The sequence below is a fragment of the Albidovulum sp. genome (assembly GCF_008933605.1).
In the GTDB taxonomy this organism is placed as follows: domain Bacteria; phylum Pseudomonadota; class Alphaproteobacteria; order Rhodobacterales; family Rhodobacteraceae; genus Albidovulum.
Window position 1 is genome coordinate 1 of the sequence record NZ_WBUS01000054.1, and the last position, 20,786, is coordinate 20,786.

The 20,786-nt window shown below is 68.1% G+C and carries 14 protein-coding genes; 13 read left to right on the top strand and 1 reads right to left on the bottom strand.

All coding sequences use genetic code 11. The features are described 5' to 3' along the window. Positions 1-321: 321 nt before the first annotated feature. Positions 322-1,212 carry a LysR family transcriptional regulator gene (locus F9K34_RS09190; protein ID WP_291336660.1) on the bottom strand — a complete coding sequence of 297 codons (891 nt, stop codon included), beginning with the start codon at positions 1,210-1,212 and terminating at the stop codon, positions 322-324. Between the two features lie 300 nt (positions 1,213-1,512). Here F9K34_RS09190 and F9K34_RS09195 point away from each other — a divergent pair, with 300 nt between their 5' ends. The 13 genes from F9K34_RS09195 to F9K34_RS09255 all read left to right on the top strand — a co-directional run. Next, positions 1,513-2,871 (top strand): alanine/glycine:cation symporter family protein, encoded by a 1,359-nt coding sequence (locus F9K34_RS09195; protein WP_436405726.1) that lies wholly within the window; start codon positions 1,513-1,515, stop codon positions 2,869-2,871. 71 nt (positions 2,872-2,942) lie between these two features. Further along, positions 2,943-4,217, top strand: a complete 1,275-nt coding sequence (gene glyA / locus F9K34_RS09200) for a serine hydroxymethyltransferase (RefSeq protein WP_291336661.1) — start codon at positions 2,943-2,945, stop codon at positions 4,215-4,217. After that, complete coding sequence (lpdA, locus tag F9K34_RS09205) at positions 4,210-5,595, top strand: dihydrolipoyl dehydrogenase (protein ID WP_291336662.1); 1,386 nt, start codon at positions 4,210-4,212, stop codon at positions 5,593-5,595. Before glyA ends, lpdA begins: the two co-directional genes overlap by 8 nt. Before the next feature lie 10 nt (positions 5,596-5,605). Further along, positions 5,606-6,562, top strand: coding sequence for a lipoyl synthase (lipA, locus tag F9K34_RS09210; RefSeq protein WP_291336663.1), 957 nt, complete (start codon positions 5,606-5,608; stop codon positions 6,560-6,562). Continuing rightward, a complete protein-coding gene (gcvT, locus tag F9K34_RS09215; RefSeq protein WP_291336664.1) occupies positions 6,555-7,697 on the top strand; it encodes a glycine cleavage system aminomethyltransferase GcvT in 1,143 nt (380 codons plus the stop codon). Before lipA ends, gcvT begins: the two co-directional genes overlap by 8 nt. 14 nt (positions 7,698-7,711) lie before the next feature. Next, positions 7,712-8,071 carry a glycine cleavage system protein GcvH gene (gene gcvH, locus F9K34_RS09220; RefSeq protein ID WP_291336673.1) on the top strand — a complete coding sequence of 120 codons (360 nt, stop codon included), beginning with the start codon at positions 7,712-7,714 and terminating at the stop codon, positions 8,069-8,071. Positions 8,072-8,080: 9 nt separating this feature from the next. Next, complete coding sequence (gene gcvP, locus F9K34_RS09225) at positions 8,081-10,930, top strand: aminomethyl-transferring glycine dehydrogenase (RefSeq protein WP_291336665.1); 2,850 nt, start codon at positions 8,081-8,083, stop codon at positions 10,928-10,930. A gap of 319 nt (positions 10,931-11,249) precedes the next feature. Next, on the top strand, positions 11,250-12,641 hold the full coding sequence (locus tag F9K34_RS09230; RefSeq protein ID WP_291336666.1) for an aminotransferase family protein: 1,392 nt from the start codon (positions 11,250-11,252) through the stop codon (positions 12,639-12,641). Between the two features lie 144 nt (positions 12,642-12,785). After that, positions 12,786-14,261 (top strand): PLP-dependent aminotransferase family protein, encoded by a 1,476-nt coding sequence (locus F9K34_RS09235; protein WP_291336667.1) that lies wholly within the window; start codon positions 12,786-12,788, stop codon positions 14,259-14,261. A gap of 73 nt (positions 14,262-14,334) precedes the next feature. Continuing rightward, positions 14,335-16,110 (top strand): sulfoacetaldehyde acetyltransferase, encoded by a 1,776-nt coding sequence (gene xsc / locus F9K34_RS09240; protein ID WP_291336668.1) that lies wholly within the window; start codon positions 14,335-14,337, stop codon positions 16,108-16,110. Then, on the top strand, positions 16,110-16,856 hold the full coding sequence (locus F9K34_RS09245) for a sulfite exporter TauE/SafE family protein (protein ID WP_291336669.1): 747 nt from the start codon (positions 16,110-16,112) through the stop codon (positions 16,854-16,856). The genes xsc and F9K34_RS09245 overlap by 1 nt, the downstream gene beginning before the upstream one ends. 1 nt (position 16,857) lies before the next feature. Continuing rightward, the gene (locus tag F9K34_RS09250; protein WP_291336670.1) at positions 16,858-18,003 is read left to right on the top strand and encodes an acetate/propionate family kinase; all 1,146 of its coding nucleotides are present in this window, start codon (positions 16,858-16,860) and stop codon (positions 18,001-18,003) included. Between the two features lie 78 nt (positions 18,004-18,081). Continuing rightward, positions 18,082-20,786: molybdopterin oxidoreductase family protein (locus tag F9K34_RS09255; protein WP_291336671.1), on the top strand; the 2,705-nt coding region annotated here is incomplete at its 3' end.

Here is a 20,786-nt window from a genome sequence, read left to right on the forward strand (position 1 = left end):
GCCTCGCGCGCCTCGCCGGCGCGGCCAGCGCATGTCTCGCCGCGCCGGCGAGGCGCGCGAGGCGGGGAGGGTCGTCCGTCAGCACAGGCATTGCAAGGAGTGTCCGGCCAGGTTGAATCGCGACCATTCCCCCATGCGCGAATGGCCATTTCGGGCCGGGAACGCGGCGAAATTGCGCAAGGGAGCGGATTGGCCATAAGGGCCGCGCGGAGGCTCGCGTCGGGTATCCCCGCCGCCGAGACTGCGCCGAGAGGTGGGACGCCGCCACGGTCCCGCGTGAATCGATCCCGCGTGGCGGCGGAGGTCCCGGACCGCGCCGGATCAGTCGGCCGCGGCTCCGATCAGGCGCGCCGGGACGGAGTTGGCGAAGCTTCCGGTTATGAAGTCCTCCAGCCGCAACAGGGCCTCCGAGGTCTTGCCCGGTGCCCGGTGCAGACGCAGCTCAAGCTGCCCGAGCGGCGGCAGGCCATCCCTTTCGGTCAGCAGCCGGCTACCCTGCGGCGTGGTGCTCTCTGCCATGACCGTGACGCCGATCCCGGCACGGACGGCCGCAGTGATCCCGTTGTAGCTCGAGCTGAGATAGACGATGCGGTAGGCGCGCTCGATCTGGTTCAGGCCCTGCAGCATTCTGTCCCGGTAGATGCAGGGTGGCGGTGCCAGAACCAGCGGCAGGGGCGACTTCAGATGGCTGGAATGATCCTCGCTGCCAATCCAGACCAGAGGCTCGGTGTAGATCGGCTGCCCGCCGTCCGGGGCCGAATCCTCGTGCAGAGCGATGATCAGTTCGAACTCGCCGGCCTGCTGGCGACGAAGCAGGTTCCTGCTGAGATCGCTCGTGACCTCGAGCATCACGTTCGGATGCGACTGGGCGAACTTGCCCAGGAACTCCGGCAGCAACGAGGCCGTATACTCGTGCGGCGCCCCGAGTCGGACACGGCCCGCAACCGCGGGCTGCCGCAGGGTGGCAAGCACTTCGTCGTTGAGCGCCAGTATGCGGCGCGCGTAGGACGCCATGGTCCTGCCTTCCTGGGTCAACTGCATCTTGTGCGCATCCCGTTGAAACAGCGATGTATTGACGGCTTCCTCCAGGCGCTTGATCTGAAGGCTGACGGCTGAAGGGGTGCGCCCGACGAGTTCGCCGGCGCGGGTGAAGCTGCCGCTGTCGATCGCCTTGACGAAGGTCCGCAGCAGGTCCGTCGGGATATTGTGCATGGCGCATCTATTGTTAAGAAAATTCACAGTGACATTTGAACTATGAAATTCCGATAAATCAAGAACAGCCTATTGAGGCGGCGTCCGCACCTTGTTCCTGCCCCCCTGCCGAGCCCAGACCGGGCGGTCCGTCACGTCGACACGGTTCCGCTTCACCTGCAGTCGGCCGGGCCCGGAATGCGGGCCGTCGAGGAGGACGCAAGACGCCGTCACGTTTCACCGCGACACCAGATGCGTCGCAGGCCCGGCCCGAAGCGAACCCGCCGCGCCGGATACGAGGGATAGAGAGGAGACTGCCCAGTGGAAACGATCACTACCTTCTTCAATTGGCTCAATGGAATCGTCTGGGGCGTGCCGATGATCGTGCTGATCCTTGGCACCGGCCTCTACCTGCAGGTCCGGCTTGGCTTCATGCCGCTGTTCAAGATCATCTACGGCTTCCGGATGATCTGGAAGAGCCGCACCCCCGGGGCGGCGGCGGAGGGCGAGATCACGCCCTATGCCGCGCTGATGACGGCGCTGTCGGCCACCATCGGCACCGGCAACATCGCCGGTGTCGCCACGGCCATCGCCGTGGGCGGCCCCGGCGCGCTTTTCTGGATGTGGATGACCGCCTTCGTCGGCATGGCGACGAAATACGCCGAGGTCGTGGTGGCGGTGAAGTACCGCGAGGTCGACGACAGGGGCGAGCATGCCGGCGGCCCGATGTTCGCGATCAAGAACGGCCTCGGCAAGCACTGGCACTGGCTTGGCACCGCCTTCGCCATCTTCGGCGGCTTCGCGGGCTTTGGCATCGGCAACATGGTGCAGGCCAACGGCATCGCCAGCGCGATGGAAAACGCCTTCGGCCTGAACACCTGGATCACCGGCGGGGTCCTGACCGTGCTGACCGGGCTTGTCGTCCTTGGCGGCATCAAGCGCATCGGCGCGGTGGCGGAAAAGGTCGTGCCGGCGATGGCGATCTTCTACATGGTCTGCGTCGTGGTCGTGCTCGTGATGTTCGCCGACCAGATCCCCTCGGCCTTTGCGACAATCTTCTCGGACGCCTTCACCGGCACGGCGGCCGCGGGCGGCTTCCTCGGCTCGACCATCATCATGGCGATCCAGCGCGGCGTGGCGCGGGGCATCTTCTCGAACGAGGCGGGCCTTGGCACCGCCGGTATCGCGCAGGCGGCGGGTTCGACCTCGAACCCGGTCTTCTCGGGCGTGATCGGCATGATGGGCACCTTCATCGACACGATCATCGTCTGCACCCTGACCGGCCTTGCGATCATGGTGACCGGGGTCTGGACCAGCGGAGAGACCGGCGCGGTCCTGACCTCGACCGCGTTCGAGGCGGCGATGCCGGGGATCGGCTCCTACCTCCTGGCGATCTCGCTCGCGCTCTTCGCCTTCACCACGATCCTCGGCTGGGCCTACTATTCCGAGAAGTGCTGGGAATTCCTGGTCGGCACCATCAGCGAAAAGCCGTTCCGCATCCTCTGGACCGTCGCGGTCTTCTTCGGCGCGACGCTCAGCCTCGATTTCGCCTGGCTGGTGGCTGACACGCTGAACGCGCTGATGGCGATCCCGAACCTGATCTCGCTGATCCTCTTGTCGCCCATCGTCGTCAAGCTGACGCGCGACTACTTCGCGCCCGGCGGCGAAGGCGGCAACTGACGACCGAAACCGGCCGGGGCGCTTGCGGGTGCCCCGGCCCTGGCCCCCACACCCATCAGGAAACGCTGAAGATGCTCAAAGCGAAAACGACACTTGCCGATTTCGACCCGGTGCTGTGGCAGGCCATCGAGGCCGAACGGCACCGGCAGGAAGACCAGATCGAACTCATCGCCTCGGAAAACCATGTCAGCCCCTGCGTGCTGCAGGCGCAGGGCTCGGTCCTGACCAACAAGTATGCCGAGGGTTATCCCGGCAAGCGCTATTATGGCGGCTGCGTCAACGTGGACGTGGTCGAAGAACTTGCCATCGACCGGCTGAAGGAGCTGTTCGGCGCCGGTTTCGCCAACGTGCAGCCGCATTCCGGCGCGCAGGCCAACGGCGCGGTGAAGCTGGCGCTCCTCAGCCCCGGCGACACCATCCTCGGCATGTCGCTCGATGCGGGTGGCCACCTGACGCACGGGGCGAAGCCCGCGATGTCGGGCAAGTGGTTCCGCGCCGTGGCCTATGGCCTCGGGGCGGACGGCCACATCGACTATGACAACGTGGAACGCCTGGCCCTTGCCGAAAAGCCGAAGCTGATCATCGCCGGCGCCTCGGCCTATTCGCGCATCATCGACTTCGCCCGGTTCCGCGCCATCGCCGACAAGGTGGGCGCCTGGCTGCTGGTCGACATGGCCCATATCGCGGGCCTTGTCGCGACCGGCCATCACCCGAGCCCGATGCCGCATGCCCATGTCGTGACCTCGACCACCCACAAGACGCTGCGCGGCCCGCGCGGCGGCGTGATCCTGACCAACGACGCCGAGATGGCGAAGAAGATCAACTCGGCGGTCTTCCCCGGCCTGCAGGGCGGGCCGCTGATGCATGTGATCGCCGGGAAGGCCGTGGCCTTCGCCGAGGCGCTGCAACCGTCGTTCAGGGACTATATCGGCACTGTCGTCGCCAGTTCGAAGGCGCTGGCCGAGGTGCTGGTGGCACGCGGTGCGGCAATCGTCTCGGGCGGGACCGACAACCACCTGATGCTGGTCGACCTGCGTCCCCTGGGCGTCAAGGGCAATGCCGCCGCCGAGGCGCTGGAACGCGCCGGCATCACCTGCAACAAGAACGGCGTGCCGGGCGACCCGGAAAAGCCCACCGTCACCTCGGGCATCCGCCTTGGCACCGCCGCCGGTTGCAGCCGCGGCTTCGGCGTGGCCGAGTTCCGCGAGATCGGCGGCCTGATCGGCGACGTGCTGGATGCGCTCCGCCGCTCGCCCGAGGGCGATGCCGCGGTCGAAGCGAGGGTGCGCGAGAAGGTCGTGGCGCTCTGCCGGCGCTTCCCGATCTACGGGGCCGGTCATGCGTGAGTTCGACCTTGTCGTCATCGGCGCCGGCCCCGGCGGCTATGTCGCCGCGATCCGGGCCGCGCAGCTTGGCCTCAAGGTCGCCTGCGTCGAGGAACGCGCCACGCTGGGCGGCACCTGCCTCAATGTCGGCTGCATCCCGTCGAAGGCGCTGCTGTCCTCGTCCGAGCATTGGGCCGAGCTGAAGCATCTGGCGCAGCACGGGATTTCCGTGGGCGAGGCGGGCTTCGACCTCGGCGCCATGATGGCGCGCAAGGACAAGGTGGTGGGCGACCTGACCAAGGGCATCGCGCATCTCTTCAAGAAGAACGGCGTCGAATGGCTGGCCGGGCGCGGCACGATCCCGGCTCCGGGCAAGGTTCAGGTGGGGGACGAAACCGTCGCGGCGAAAGACATCCTGATCGCCACCGGCTCCGATCCTGCCGGCCTGCCCGACGTCACGATCGACGAAGAGGTCGTCCTGACCTCGACCGGTGCGCTGGCTCTGCCCAAGGTGCCGGAACATCTCGTTGTGATCGGCGCCGGCGTGATCGGGCTGGAACTGGGCCAGGTCTGGGCGCGGCTCGGGGCCAAGGTGACGGTCGTCGAATACCTCGACCGCATCCTGCCCGGCGCGGACGGCGAGATCGCGAAGACCGCGCAGCGGCTTCTGCAGCGGCAGGGGCTTGCCTTCCAGTTGGGCCGCAAGGCCTCGGTTCAGCGCACTGGCGACAAAGCCAAGGTCACGCTGGAGCGGCGCGACACCGGCGCGGTCGAGACGCTGGAGGCCGACGCGGTGCTGGTCGCCATCGGCCGCCGCCCGCGCACCGCCGGGCTGGGGCTCGAGGCGCTTGGGCTGGCGCTCGACCCGCGCGGCTTCATCGCCGTGGACGGCCAGTTCCGCACCAGTGTCCCGGGCATCCTCGCCATCGGTGACGTGGTGCCGGGCCCGATGCTCGCCCATAAGGCCGAGGAGGACGGGGTCGCCGCCGTCGAGGCGCTGGCGGGCCATGCCCATCCCGCACCCGATTATGCGCTGGTGCCGGGCGTCGTCTACACCGCGCCGGAAATCGCCAGCCTCGGCGCCACCGAGGAAGTGCTGAAGGAGGCGGGCACCGCCCATGTCGTCGGCAAGTTCCAGTTCATCGCCAGCGGCCGCGCCCGCGCGATGGCGGCGACGGATGGCCTCGTCAAGGTGCTGGGCGATGCCGAGACCGGCCGCATCCTCGGCGCCCATGTCCTTGGCCGCAATGCCGGCGAGCTGATCCAGGAGCTGGTGCTGGCCATGGCCAGGGGCGCGACGCTTGCCGATGTCGCCGCCACCTCGCACGCCCATCCGGGCATGGGCGAGGCGGTGAAGGAAGCCTGCCTCGCCGCGCTCGGCAAGCCCTTGCATATGTGAGGAGAGAGGGATGATCACCGAAGACCGCCTGCGCCATCCCGAAAAGGCCCACCGGCCTGCCACGCCCGTCCTGCGCAAGCCGTCGTGGATCCGCGTCTCTCGCGCCGAAAACGCGGCCTTTGGCGAGACGCGGGCGATCCTCAAGGCCGAGGCGCTGTCCACCGTCTGCGAGGAGGCCGCCTGCCCGAACCGGGGCGAATGCTGGTCGAAGCGCCACGCCACCATGATGATCATGGGCGAGGTCTGCACCCGCGGCTGTTCCTTCTGCAACGTCGCCACCGGAAGGCCCGACGCGCTCGATGCGTTCGAGCCCGGCCGGGTGGCACAGGCGGTGGAAAAACTCGGCCTCCGGCATGTGGTCATCACCTCGGTTGATCGCGACGACCTTGACGACGGCGGGGCGGCGCATTTCGCCCAGACCATCCGGGCGGTGCGCCACCGCTGTCCGGGGACGACGGTCGAAGTGCTGGTGCCCGACTTCCTGCACAAGGGGACCGCCTGGGAAACCGTGGTCGATGCCGCGCCGGACGTCTTCAACCACAACCTCGAATGCGTGCCGCGGCTTTACCCCAGTGTCCGGCCCGGCGCGCGCTACTATCAGTCGCTGCGGCTTCTCGACGAGGCCAAGCGCCGCAACCCGGCCATCTTCACCAAGTCCGGCCTGATGGTCGGCCTAGGGGAAACGCTGGAGGAACTCCGGCAGGTCATGGACGACATGCGCATCGCCGGCGTCGACTTCCTGACCGTCGGCCAATACCTGCAACCGACCCCGCACCATCACCCGGTGGACCGTTTCATCCCGCCCGAGGATTTCGCGCGGATCGAGGCGATGGCGCGGTCGAAGGGCTTCCTGGCCGTCTCGGCCACGCCGATGACCCGTTCTTCCTTCCATGCCGACGACGGTTTTGCCGCCCTGCAGGCCGCGCGTCGCGCCCAACCCCCTACCACGGAGCCCGCCAATGTCTGACACGACCGAACTTGGAAAGACCCCGCTCACTGCCCTCAACGCCCGGATCGGCGGCAAGATGGTGGATTTCGCGGGCTACGAGATGCCGGTGCAGTTTCCCGAAGGCGTGATGAAGGAACATCTTCACACCCGCGCCAAGGCCGGCCTCTTCGATGTCGGCCACATGGGCCAGGTGATCCTGCGCGCGAAATCGGGCAAGGTCGAGGACGCGGCGCTGGCGCTCGAACGGCTGGTGCCGGTCGATGTTCTGGGGCTGAAGCCGGGTCGCCAGCGCTATGGCCTCTTCACCGATCAGAACGGCGGCATCCTCGACGACCTGATGTTCGCCAACCGCGGCGACCACCTGTTCCTGGTGGTGAACGCCGCCTGCAAGGCCCAGGACATCGCCCATCTGCGCAAGCACCTGTCGGGCGACTTCGAGATCGAGGAGCTGACCGACCGCGGGCTCATCGCCCTCCAGGGTCCGGCGGCGGAAAAAGCCCTGGCGAAGCTGAACCCGGACGTGGCCGCGATGGCCTTCATGGACGTGAAGGACGTGACGCTGGCCGGCGCGTCCTGCATCGTCTCGCGCTCGGGCTATTCGGGCGAGGACGGCTATGAAATCTCGGTGCCGGCGGAGCAGGCGGTGGAATTGACCGAGGCATTGCTGGCCGACCCGGATGTTCACCCGATCGGCCTCGGCGCGCGCGACAGCCTGCGGCTGGAGGCCGGGCTTTGCCTATACGGCAACGACATCGACACCACGACGACGCCGGTCGCCGCCGCGCTGGAATGGGCGGTGCAGAAGGTCCGCCGCGCCGGCGGTGCCCGCGCCGGCGGCTTCCCCGGCGCCGATGTGATCCTGCCCGAGTTCGAGCGCGGCGCCTCGCGCCGCCGCGTGGGCCTTGCCCCGGAAGGCCGCGCGCCGGTGCGCGGCGGCGCCGTGCTTTTCGCGGATGAAACCGCCTCCGAGCCGGTGGGCATGGTCACCTCCGGCGGCTTCGGCCCCAGCGTCGACCGGCCCGTTGCCATGGGCCATGTCGCCACCAGCCTATCCGAACCGGGCACCCGGCTTTACGCCGAGGTCCGCGGCAAGCGGCTGCCCGTCACTGTCGCCACCCTTCCCTTCATCACCCCCCGCTACAAGCGCGCCTGAGGAGACCTGACATGCTGAAATATACCGAAGACCACGAATGGCTGAACCTCGCCGATGGCGTCGCCACCGTCGGCATCACCAACCATGCCGTCGAACAGCTGGGCGACCTGGTGTTCGTCGACCTGCCCGAGGTCGGCGCGCAGCTGGCCAAGGGTGACGCGGCGGCGACGGTTGAATCGGTCAAGGCCGCCTCGGACGTCTACTGCCCGCTCGACGGCGAGATCGTCGAGGTGAACGAGGCGATCGTGAACGATCCCTCCATCGTCAATTCCGACGCGCAAGCAGCGGGCTGGTTCTTCAAGCTGAAGCTGGCGCGCCCCGCCGATGCCGACGGGTTGATGGACGAAGCCGCCTATCTGGCGCTGGTCGGCTGAGAGGACGCCATGTCTTATGCTGAAAGCAAATACGCCCCCTACGACTTCGCCAACCGGCGCCATATCGGCCCCTCGCCGGCCGAGATGACCGAGATGCTGAACGCGGTTGGGGCGCCAAGCCTCGACGCGCTGATCGACGGCATCGTGCCGCAGGACATCCGCCTGAAGACGCCGCTGACCTGGGGCAAGGCGCTGTCGGAACAGGGCGTCCTCAACCGCCTGCGCGAGGTCGCCCACCGGAACAGGGTGATGACGAGCCTGATCGGCCAGGGCTATCACGGCACCGTCACGCCGCCCGCGATCCAGCGCAACATCTTCGAGAACCCCGCCTGGTACACGGCCTACACGCCCTACCAGCCGGAAATCAGCCAGGGCCGCCTCGAGGCGCTGCTGAACTACCAGACGATGATCTCGGACCTGACGGCGCTTGACGTGGCGAACGCCTCGCTTCTGGACGAAGGCACCGCCGCTGCCGAGGCGATGGCGCTCTGTCAGCGGTCGGCCAAGTCGAAGGCTGGCGCCTTCTTTGTCGATCACCACTGCCACCCGCAGACCATCGCGGTGATCGAAACCCGCGCCGCGCCGCTCGGCTGGCAGGTGATCGTCGGCGATCCCTTCGCCGATCTCGACCCGTCGAAGGTCTTCGGCGCGATCTTCCAGTATCCGGGCACCTACGGCCATGTGCAGGACTTCACCGCCGTGATCGCGTCGCTGCATGCGGCCGGCGCGCTGTCGGTCGTCGCGGCCGATCCCTTGGCGCTGACCGTGCTGAAGGCGCCGGGCGAGATGGGGGCGGACATCGCCATCGGCTCGACCCAGCGCTTCGGCGTGCCGATGGGCTATGGCGGCCCGCATGCCGCCTACATGGCGGTGAAGGACGCTCTGAAGCGCAACATGCCGGGCCGCATCGTCGGCGTCTCGATCGACGCGCGCGGCAACCGCGCCTACCGCCTGTCGCTCCAGACGCGCGAACAGCACATCCGGCGCGAGAAGGCCACCTCGAACGTCTGCACCGCGCAGGCACTGCTGGCGGTCATGGCCAGCATGTACGCGGTCTTCCACGGACCCGAGGGCCTCAAGGCCATCGCCGAACGCATCCATCGCAAGGCGGTGCGGCTGGTGAAGGGGCTTGAGGCACATGGCTACAAGGTGGAGCCGGACGCCTTCTTCGACACGGTCACGGTCGAGGTCGGCGCGGTGCAGGGCGCGATCCTGAAATCGGCCGAGGCCGAGGGGATCAACCTGCGCAAGGTCGGCACGACGAAGATCGGCATCGCCTTCGACGAACGCACCCGCCGCAGCCACACCGAGGCGATCTGGCGCGCGTTCGGCATCGACCGCAAGGACGATGACCTGAGCCATGAGTATCGGCTGCCGGAAGCCCTGCTGCGCACCTCGTCCTACCTGACGCATCCGGTCTTCCACATGAACCGGGCCGAGGCCGAGATGACGCGCTACATGCGCCGGCTCGCCGACCGCGACCTCGCGCTCGACCGGGCGATGATCCCCTTGGGCTCCTGCACCATGAAGCTCAACGCCACCGCCGAGATGATGGCGCTGAGCTGGCCGGAGTTTTCGGACGTCCACCCGTTTGCGCCCGACAGCCAGACGGCGGGCTATGCCGAAATGTTGCGCGATCTGGAGGCGAAGCTCTGCCAGATCACCGGCTATGACGCCTTCTCGATGCAGCCGAACTCGGGCGCGCAGGGGGAATATGCGGGGCTCCTGACCATCCAGGCCTATCACCGCGCCCGCGGCGAGGGGCACCGCGACGTCTGCCTGATCCCGACCTCGGCGCATGGCACCAACCCGGCCTCGGCGCAGATGGTGGGGATGAAGGTGGTGGTCGTGGGCGTGGCCCCGAACGGCGACATCGACATGGCCGACTTCCGCGCCAAGGCGGAACAGCATGCGGCGAACCTCGCCGCCTGCATGATCACCTATCCCTCGACCCATGGCGTCTTCGAGGAAACCGCGCGCGAGATCTGCGAGATCACCCACAGGCAGGGCGGGCAGGTCTATCTGGACGGCGCCAACATGAACGCCATGGTGGGCCTGTCGCGGCCGGGTGACATCGGCTCGGACGTCAGCCACCTGAACCTGCACAAGACCTTCGCCATCCCGCATGGCGGCGGCGGTCCCGGCATGGGCCCGATCGGCGTCAAGGCGCATCTGGCCCCCCATCTGCCGGGCAACCCGCAGGCGGCCGACAGTGGCGCGGTGTCCTCGGCGCCCTATGGCTCGGCCTCGATCCTGCTCATCTCCTGGGCCTATTGCCTGCTGATGGGGGGCGAGGGGCTGACCCAGGCGACCAAGGTGGCGATCCTCAATGCCAACTACATCGCCAGCCGGCTGAAGCACGCCTTCCCGATCCTCTATTCCTCGAAGGGCGGGCGGGTCGCGCATGAATGTATCCTCGACACCCGCGTGATGAAGGACCGCGCCGGGGTGACGGTCGACGATGTGGCCAAGCGGCTGATCGACAGCGGCTTCCACGCCCCGACGATGAGCTGGCCGGTGGCCGGCACGCTGATGGTGGAACCGACCGAGAGCGAACCCAAGGCCGAGCTGGACCGCTTCATCGCGGCGATGCTCGGGATCGCGGCCGAGGCCGAGGCGATCGTCGCGGGCAAGCTCGACGCCGAGAACAACCCCTTGAAGCGCGCGCCGCACACGGTCGAGGACCTGGTCGGCGACTGGGACCGTCCCTACAGCCGCGAGGCCGCCTGCTATCCGGCCGGCGCCTTCCGGGTGGACAAGTACTGGTCGCCCGTCAACCGCGTCGACAACGTCTATGGCGACCGGCACCTGATCTGCTCCTGCCCGCCCCTGGAAAGCTATGTCGAGGCGGCCGAGTGACGGCCTGACACCTGCGGGCGGCCTTTGCGGGGCCGCCCGTTACCGCAGCGACTTCAGCCCGTCCTCGCCGGACGGGATCGCCCGACGACTTCCATGCCAATCCGGCCCGTGGCCCGGCCGACGTCCCCCGCGTCGCCTCGGGTCGTCGGCGAGGCCGCAGCGAAGCGCCGCACTGGACCTATGGCCGTGACCGCTCTGGCCCTACGGATGCGACGGTATTCGTGGTGTTGTGGTGCGGAGCGGCATTCCGTCTTGCGACGGAGTGCGGCATGATCTGCGCCGGACCGTTCCCGGGCATCCCAGACACAGAGGCAATCCGATGACCACCGCCCTCCAGTACAACGACATTTCCGAAATCGTCGAGGCCGACCGCGCCCACCTCTGGCACCACCTGATCCAGCACAAGCAGTTCGAGACCGTGGACCCCCGCGTCATGGTCGAGGGCAAGGGCATCCGGATCTGGGACGCGAAGGGCAAGGAATACATCGACGCCGTCTCGGGCGGGGTCTGGACCGTGAACGTGGGCTACGGCCGGGAATCGATCGCCAAGGCGGTCTATGACCAGCTCGTCAAGATGAACTACTTCGCCAATTCCGCGGGCTCCATCCCCGGCTCGATCTTCGCCAAGATGCTGATCGAGAAGATGCCGGGCATGTCCCGCGTCTACTACACCAACTCCGGCTCCGAGGCGAACGAGAAGGCATTCAAGATGATCCGCCAGATCGCGCACAAGCGCTATGGCGGCAGGAAGCACAAGATCCTCTTCCGCGACCGCGACTATCACGGCGGCACGCTCGCCACGATGTCGGCGGGCGGCCAGGACGAGCGGGTGATGCAGTATGGCCCCCTCGCGCCCGGTTTCGTGCGGGTGCCGCACTGCCTCGAGTACCGCAAGCATGAGCAGGACGGCGCACCGGCCGAGAACTACGGCGAATGGGCCGCCGACCAGATCGAGAAGGTGATCCTTGCCGAAGGGCCCGACACCGTCGGCGCGCTCTGCCTCGAGCCGGTGACTGCGGGCGGCGGGGTCATCACGCCCCCCGAGGGCTACTGGGAGCGGGTGCACGAAATCTGCCGCAAGTACGATCTCCTCCTCCACATCGACGAGGTCGTCTGCGGGGTGGGGCGCACCGGCACCTGGTTCGGCTACCAGCACTACGGCATCAAGCCCGACTTCGTGACGATGGCGAAGGGCGTGGCCTCCGGCTACGCCGCGATCGCCTGCTGCGTGACGACCGAGGCCGTGTTCGAGATGTTCAAGGACGATGCCGCCGACCCGATGAACTACTTCCGCGACATCTCAACCTTCGGCGGCTGCACGGCGGGCCCGGCGGCGGCGATCGAGAACATGCGGATCATCGAGGACGAGGGGCTTCTGGCCAATACGGTCCGGATGGGCGAGCGGACGATGGCAAACCTGGGCGCGCTGATGGAGAAGCACCGCGTCGTCGGCGACGTGCGCGGCAAGGGGCTCTTCTGCGGGGCCGAACTGGTTGTCGACCGGCAGACCAGGGAGCCGGTGGACGAGAAGAAGGTGCAGGCCGTCGTGGCCGACTGCGCCGCGCAGGGCGTGATCATCGGCGCCTCGAACCGCTCGATCCCGGGACGCAACAACGTCCTCTGCCTCTCGCCCGCGCTCATCGCCACGGCTGACGACATCGACGCCATCACCGGGGCCATCGACAAGGCGCTGACGAAGGTCTTTTCCTGAGGACGTCGCCCCGGACCCGGGCGGGGGCGCGGCACCCACACCCCGGGGCATCGATCCGGCGAACAAAGAGCGGGCGCAGCTTGACGGCGGCGCCCGTTTCCGCATTCTGGCGTAAGTCCAGATGCAGGCGCTCTAGGTCCAGCGATGGCGATTCCGGCCGAAGCCTTTCACCTTGCCCCCGGGGCCGCCGGCACGCTCCAGCAGCAGATTCAGGAGATGGTGGCGGGCGGCATCCTGAGGGGCCGCTTCCGGCCGGGCGAGAGGATGCCATCGAGCCGGGGTCTCGCGCGGCACCTCGGCGTGAGCCGCATCACCGTGACGCTGTCCTATACCGAACTCGTCGCGGGCGACTACCTGACGGCGCGGGGGCGGTCGGGCTACTACGTGTCCGAGAGCGCGCCGCCCGCTCCGGGGTTCGATCTCGATGCGGGCGAAGGGCGGGACAGCGTGGACTGGGCCCGCGCGACCGGGGGTCGGTTTTCGGCCCACGACCTGCCGGAGAAGCCGCGCGACTGGCATGCCTACCCCTATCCCTTCATCTACGGCCAGGCGGATGCCACGCTCTTCGACCACCAGAACTGGCGGCAATGTGCGCTGCGGGCGCTCGGCCGGCGGGATTTTCAGTCGCTGACCGACGATTTCTACGAGGACGACGACCCGATGCTCGTCGAGTACATCGCCCGCACCATCCTGCCGCGGCGGGGGATCGTGGCCCGGCCGGACGAGGTGATCCTGACGATGGGGGCGCAGAACGCGCTCTGGATTGCGGCGGCGGTGCTCCTTGGCCCGGGGCGCGTGGCGGCGGTGGAAAACCCCTGCTATCCGGGGCTGCGGATGATCCTCGGCCAGCAGGGCGCGGCGGTGCGTGCGGTCGACGTCGACGCGGGCGGCCTTCCGCCCGAGGCCGTTCCGAAGGGCGTGGCGGCCGTCTTCACCACGGCGAGCCACCAGTGCCCGACAAACGCGACGATGCCGCTGGAACGGCGCGTGGCCCTTCTGGAGCGGGCCGGGCGGGACGATTTCCTCTTGGTCGAGGACGACTACGAATTCGAGATGTCGTTCCTGAAGCCCGCGGCGCCCGCGCTCAAGTCACTCGACCGCGAGGGGCGGGTCATCCACATCGGTTCCTTCTCCAAGTCACTCTTCCCGGGCCTCCGGCTCGGCTACCTGGTGGCGCCCAAGGGGTTCATCCGCGAGGCCCGCGCGCTGCGCGCCGCGATGCTGCGCCATCCGCCGGGGCATATCCAGCGCACGGTCGCCTATTTCCTCGCGCTCGGCCATTACGACGCCCTGATCAACCGGCTGAACGCGGCGTACAAGCGGCGGCGAACGGTGATGGACGAGGCGATTCGCGAACATGGGCTGGAGGTCGCGGGGCAGGGCGGTTTCGGCGGGTCGAGTTTCTGGATGCGGGCCGAGGGCGTCGATACCGCCGCGCTGGCGCGGAGCCTGCGCGAGAGGGGTGTGCTCATTGAGCCGGGCCGGCCCTTCTTCGTGCCGGGAACCGCGCCGGGCGATACCTACCGGCTGGCCTATTCGTCGATCGGACAGAACCGGATCGCCGAGGGGGTCGCGCTGATCGCAGCAGCGATCCGTGAAACTGGCTCTAAGCGGCCCTGATGACTGGTCCTACAGCGCGGAGCGGCCGCCCCTTACCGTTCGCACCGGCACAGAACGACGGAGGAGATGCGCGATGAAGATGACGACCGAGGAAGCCTTCGTGAAGGTGCTGCAACGGCATGGCATCGAACATGCCTTCGGCATCATCGGCTCGGCCTTCATGCCGATCTCGGACTATTTCCCGAAGGCGGGGATCACCTTCTGGGACGTGGCGCATGAATGCAACGGCGGCTACATGGCCGACGGCTTCACCCGCACGACTGGCAAGATGGCGATGATCATCGCCCAGAACGGGCCGGGCATCACCAATTTTGTGACCGCGGTGAAGACCGCCTACTGGAACCACACGCCGATGCTGCTGGTCACGCCACAGGCGGCGAACAAGACCATCGGGCAGGGCGGCTTCCAGGAGGTTGAACAACTGGCCGCCTTCAAGGACATGGTCGCCTATCAGGAAGAGGTGCGCGACCCTGCCCGCATCGCCGAGGTGCTGAACCGGGTCATCACCAAGGGCAAGCGGCTCTCTGCCCCGGTGCAGATCAACGTGCCGCGCGACTACTGGACCCAGGTGATCGACATCGAACTGCCCGCCATCGTCGATTTCGAGCGCCCCGCTGGCGGGGCCGATGCCATCGCCGAGGCGGCGAAGCTGCTCTCCGCCGCGAAGTTCCCGGTGATCCTGAACGGGGCGGGCGTGGTCCTTGGCGGGGCGATTCCGGCATCGCAGGCGCTGGCGGAACGGCTCGACGCGCCGGTCTGCTGCAACTACCAGCACAACGACGCCTTCCCCGGCTCGCATCCGCTCTTCGCCGGCCCCTTGGGCTACAACGGCTCCAAGGCCGCGATGGAACTGATCGCCAAGGCCGATGTCGTGCTCGCGCTCGGCACGCGGCTCAACCCGTTCTCGACGCTGCCGGGCTACGGCATCGACTACTGGCCGAAGGCGGCGAAGCTCATCCAGGTCGACATCAATCCCGACCGGATCGGGCTGACGAAGCCGGTGGCGGTCGGTATCGTCGGGGACGCGAAACAGGTGGCCGGGGCGATCCTCGCGCAACTGGGCGATCACGCCGGGGATGCTGGAAGATCCGACCGCAAGGCCCTGATTGCCAAGACGAAATCCGCCTGGGCGCAGGAACTGACCTCGATGGATCACGAGGCCGACGATCCCGGCACCACCTGGAACGACCGCGCCCGCAAGGCCAAGCCGGACTGGATGTCGCCCCGCATGGCCTGGCGCGCGATCCAGGCGGCGCTGCCGAAGGAGGCGATCATCTCGTCCGACATCGGCAACAACTGCGCCATCGGCAACGCCTATCCGTCCTTCGAGGCGGGGCGGAAGTACCTCGCCCCCGGTCTCTTCGGTCCCTGCGGCTATGGCTTCCCCGCCATCGTCGGCGCGAAGATCGGCAACCCCGATACGCCGGTGGTGGGCTTCGCCGGTGACGGCGCCTTCGGAATCTCGATGAACGAGATGGTGGCGATCGGCCGCAAGGAATGGCCGCCGATCACCATGGTGGTCTTCCGCAACTACCAGTGGGGCGCGGAGAAGCGCAACACGACGCTCTGGTATGCCGACAACTTCGTCGGCACCGAGTTGAACGAGGGCGTCAGCTATGCCGCCATCGCGCAGGCCTGCGGCCTCAAGGGCGTGCAGGCGCGGACGATGGCGGAGCTCACCGCCGCGCTCGACCAGGCGCTGAAGGACCAGAAGGCGGGCAGGACCACCTTCATCGAGGCGCTTCTGAACCAGGAACTGGGCGAGCCCTTCCGCCGCGACGCGATGAAGAAGCCGGTGGAGGTCGCCGGCATCGACCCCGCCGACATGCGGCCGCAGAAAGGCGCGTGATGGCGCTGCCCTTCGGCCTGTCGCCGGGGGCGGCGGCCTTCCTCGCCTTCGCGGTCTTCGCGGCGGCCTTCGTGCGCGGCTATTCCGGCTTCGGCTTCGCTGCGCTCGTCGTCTCGGCCACGAGCCTGGTGACCAGCCCGCTTCACGCCGTCCCGGTCGTCATCATCTGCGATATCCTGATGACGGTTCAGCAGGTGCCGGAGATATGGGCGCGGATCGACTGGCGACGGGTGGCCTTCCTCACGCTCGGCACATTGCCCGGGGTGCCGCTCGGCGTCGCCGTCCTGTCCGGAATCGGCACCGACCTGGCCCGCGCCGCCATCGCGGGCTTCGTCCTGCTGATGTGCGCCGGCCTCTGGTCCGGGTGGAGCCTGCGGGGTCGGGTGGGTGCGACCGGCCATGCGGGCACCGGCTTTCTCTCGGGCTTTGCCAACGGTGCGGGCATCGGCGGCCTGCCCGTCGCCGTCTTCCTCGCCGCGCAGACCGTGGCGGCGCCGGTGTTCCGGGCGACGCTCGTCGCCTATTTCACGCTTATGGACATCTGGTCCGTGCCGGTCATGGCGCACGCGGGGATGATCGGGGCGGACACCGGGCGCGCGGTCCTCTTCGCAGCGCCCCTGATGGTCCTTGGCCTCTGGCTCGGCGGGCGGCACTTCCTCAAGGCGGAGCCTGCGAGCTTCCGCCGCTTCGCAATCCTCCTGCTCGCGGGGCTTTCCCTGCTGGGCCTTCTGAAGTCGGTGACGTGACATGACCGAGGCCGCGATCTTCGTCGTCAATGCCGGTTCCTCCTCGGTCAAGGTCGCGGTCTTCGGCGCCGAGGAGACGCCCCTGTTGACCCTGAGCGTGAGCGAGATCGGCGGCGCGGCAAGGTTGAAACTCGATGCGATGGAGCGCGCCTGCGACGCCCCGGACCACGAGGCGGCGATCGGCCTCATCCTCGGCTCCTGCGAGGAACGGGGGTTTCCGGTGGCGCGGTTCTCGGCCGCCGGGCACCGCGTCGTGCACGGCGGCCCGAACCTCACCGAACCGGTCCTGATCGACGCCGCCGCGATCGCGGAGATCGAGGCCTGCGTGCCGATTGCCCCCCTCCACAACCTCCACAACCTCGCCGCCATCCGGGCGATGCGCCGCCGCGCGCCCGGCTTGCCGCAGGCCGCCGTCTTCGACACCGCCTTCCATGCCACCAATCCCGAGGTTGCCGTGCGCTATGCCATTCCGGCGTCCGAGGCGGCGAAGGGCCTGCGCCGCTACGGGTTCCACGGCATCTCCTACGCCAGCCTCACGGAGCGGCTGCCGGGTCTGCTCGGCCGCCCTCTCCCGGCACGGCTGCTCGCCTTCCATCTCGGCAACGGCGCCTCGCTCTGCGCGATCCGCGAGGGACGGTCGGTCGCCTCCTCGATGGGCTATTCGCCGCTCGACGGCCTCACCATGGGAACGCGCAGCGGGCAGATCGACGGCAATGCCGTGCTTCGGCTGGCCGAGGATCACGGCATCGCCGGTGCCGCGCGGATCCTCAACCGGGAAAGTGGGCTTCTGGCGCTGGGCGGTGCCTCCGACATGCGCGCGCTCCAGGCGGCCGGAACGGCGGAGGCGGGGTTTGCTGTCGCGCATTTCTGCTACTGGGCGGTGCGGCACGCCGGTTCCGCCGTGGCGGCCATGGGCGGGCTCGACGCGGTCGCCTTTACCGGCGGCATCGGCGAGAACGACCGGGACGTGCGCGCGCGGATCTGCGAGGGCCTCGGCTTTCTCGGCGTGACCGTGGACGCGGAGGCGAATGCACGGAACGCGCCCCGCATCGACGCCGGCGGCGCGGTCGCGGTCGCCATCGTGCCGGCCGAGGAGGAAGCCTGGATCGCGGCCGTCACCCGGCGGCTGGTCGGGGGCGCCGCATGATCGTCGGCGGAACGGCGGACTTGCTTTGCGGCGCGGGGGCGGACAAGGTTCGCACTGAGGGCGGGATCAGGGAACGGCATGGGCCTTCAGGAGCCAGGAAACGAAACGTCTCGGCGCGTCTCTGACGAAGTCCGCAAGACCACCTGCTACATGTGCGCCTGCCGCTGCGGCATCGACGTCCACCTGAAATCCGGCCGCGTGGTCTATATCGAGGGCAACCGCGGCCACCCCGTGAACAAGGGCGTCCTTTGTGCCAAGGGCGCATCGGGCATCATGCAGGTGACGTCACCCGCGCGGCTGCGCGCGCCCTTGCGCCGGGTGGGGCCGCGGGGGTCGGGCGCCTTCGAGGAGATCACCTGGGACGAGGCCCTCGCCATCGCGGTGTCCTGGCTCAGGCCGCTCCGCGAGACGGCGCCCGAAAGGCTCGCCTTCTTCACCGGCCGCGACCAATCGCAGTCGTTCACGAGCTTCTGGGCCCAGGGTTTCGGTACGCCGAACTACGCCGCGCATGGCGGTTTCTGCTCGGTGAACATGGCGGCTGCAGGCATCTACACGATGGGCGGCGCCTTCTGGGAATTCGGGGCGCCCGACTGGGAGCGGACGAAGCTCTTCATCCTGTTCGGCGTGGCCGAGGACCACGATTCGAACCCGATCAAGATCGGCATCGGCAGGCTCAAGGCGCGGGGCGCACGCGTGATCGGGGTGAACCCGATCCGCACCGGCTACAACGCCGTCGCGGACGACTGGTACGGGATCACCCCGGGGACCGACGGCCTTCTGATCCTTTCGCTGGTTCACGAGCTTCTGAAGGCCGGGAAGATCGACCTCGACTATCTCGCGCGGTGGACGAACGCGCCCTGCCTCGTGGGCGCGGACGGACTTCTCCTGCGCGACGGCGAGGGGCGGCTTCTGGTCATCGACCGGGTGACGAACACGGTCGTGCCCTTCGACGCCAGGGGCGTGCGCCCCGACCTCGGGGCGACGTGGCAGGGCTGCCGGACCGTCTTCCAGCACCTCGCGGAGCGCTACCTGTCGGAAGACTACGCGCCCGAAGCCGTAGCCGGGCGCACCGGCATTTCCGCAAACCGGATCAAGGGGTTGGCGGCCGAGATCGCGGCGGCATTCGATACCCCCGTGGTACTCGACCGGGCCTGGACCGATTTCCGGGGCGAGCGCCACGAGACCATGATCGGTCGGCCCGTGTCGTTTCATGCGATGCGGGGGATTTCGGCCCATTCCAACGGCTTCCAAACCGCCCGCGCGCTGCATCTGCTGCAGATTCTCCTCGGCGCGGTCGAGACCCCCGGAGGCTTCCGTTTCAAGCCGCCCTACCCGAAGCCCTTCGACGCCCATCCGACGCCGCATTGCGACTGCGTCCCCGGCAAGCCGCTCGGCGGTCCGCACCTCGGCTTTCCCCGCGGGCCCGAGGACCTCGCGCTGAAGGCCGACGGCAGCCCCGCGCGGATCGACAAGGCGTTCTCCTGGGAGAACCCGCTCTCGGCCCATGGCCTGATGCACATGGTCATTCCCAATGCCCACGCCGGCGATCCCTACCGGATCGACACGCTGATGCTCTACATGGCGAACATGGCGTGGAACTCCTCCATGAACACGGCGCAGGTTATGGAGATGCTCACCGACCGGGACAAGACGGGCGAGTACCGCATTCCCCGGATCATCTATTCCGACGCCTATGCCTCGGAAATGGTGGCCTATGCCGACCTCGTGCTGCCGGACACGACGTACCTGGAGCGGCACGACTGCATCTCGCTGCTGGACCGCCCGATCTCCGAACCGGATGCCGCCGGCGATGCGATCCGCTGGCCGGTGGTCACGCCGGAGCGGCAGGTGCGCGGTTTCCAGTCGGTGCTGGTGGATCTGGGCGCGCGCCTCCGCCTGCCGGGATTCGTCGATGAAGATGGCCGCGCAACCTATCGGGATTACGCCGATTACATGGCTCGGCATGAACGCCGGCCGGGGGTCGGCCCGCTGATGGGCTGGCGCGGCGACGGAAGCGGGACGGGACGCGGCGCCGCGAACCCCGACCAGTTGGACCGCTATATCGCGAACGGCGGATTCTGCGTCGCGCCCGTGCCGGAGCAGGCGAGCTTCTTCAAACCCTGGAACGCTGCCTATCAGGATTGGGCGGTAAGCCTTGGATTCTTCGACAAACCTCTGCCATACCTCTTCGCGCTCTGGTGCGAGCCCCTGCAGCGGTTCCGGCGGGCCGCCGAGGGGCATGGCGACCGCCAGCCGCCCGAACACCTGCGGCGGCGGCTGAAACAGGCGATGGATCCGCTGCCTGTATGGTATCCGCCATTCGGTGAGGAATCGGACAACTGCTTCTCCCTCCATGCACTCACCCAGCGGCCGATGGCGATGTATCACTCCTGGGGCTCGCAGAATGCCTGGCTGCGGCAGATCCACGGGGAAAACCCGCTCTATGTCCCCACGAGGATCTGGGAGGAGCAGGGGTTCGAGGACGGCGACTGGGCCCGTGTCACCTCGCGCTCGGGCGAGATCGTCGTGCCCGTCGCGCCCATGGCGGCGCTGAACGAGAACACCGTCTGGACCTGGAACGCCATCGGCAAGAGGAAGGGGGCCTGGGCGCTCGACCCGTCGGCGCCGGAGGCCACAAAGGGATTTCTTCTCAACCACTTGATTAGCGAACTTCTGCCGGCGAAGGATGACGGTCTCAGATGGTCGAACTCCGACCCCGTGACCGGGCAGGCCGCGTGGTTCGACCTGCGGGTGCGGATCGAGCGCGTGGAGCGGCGCGCCGC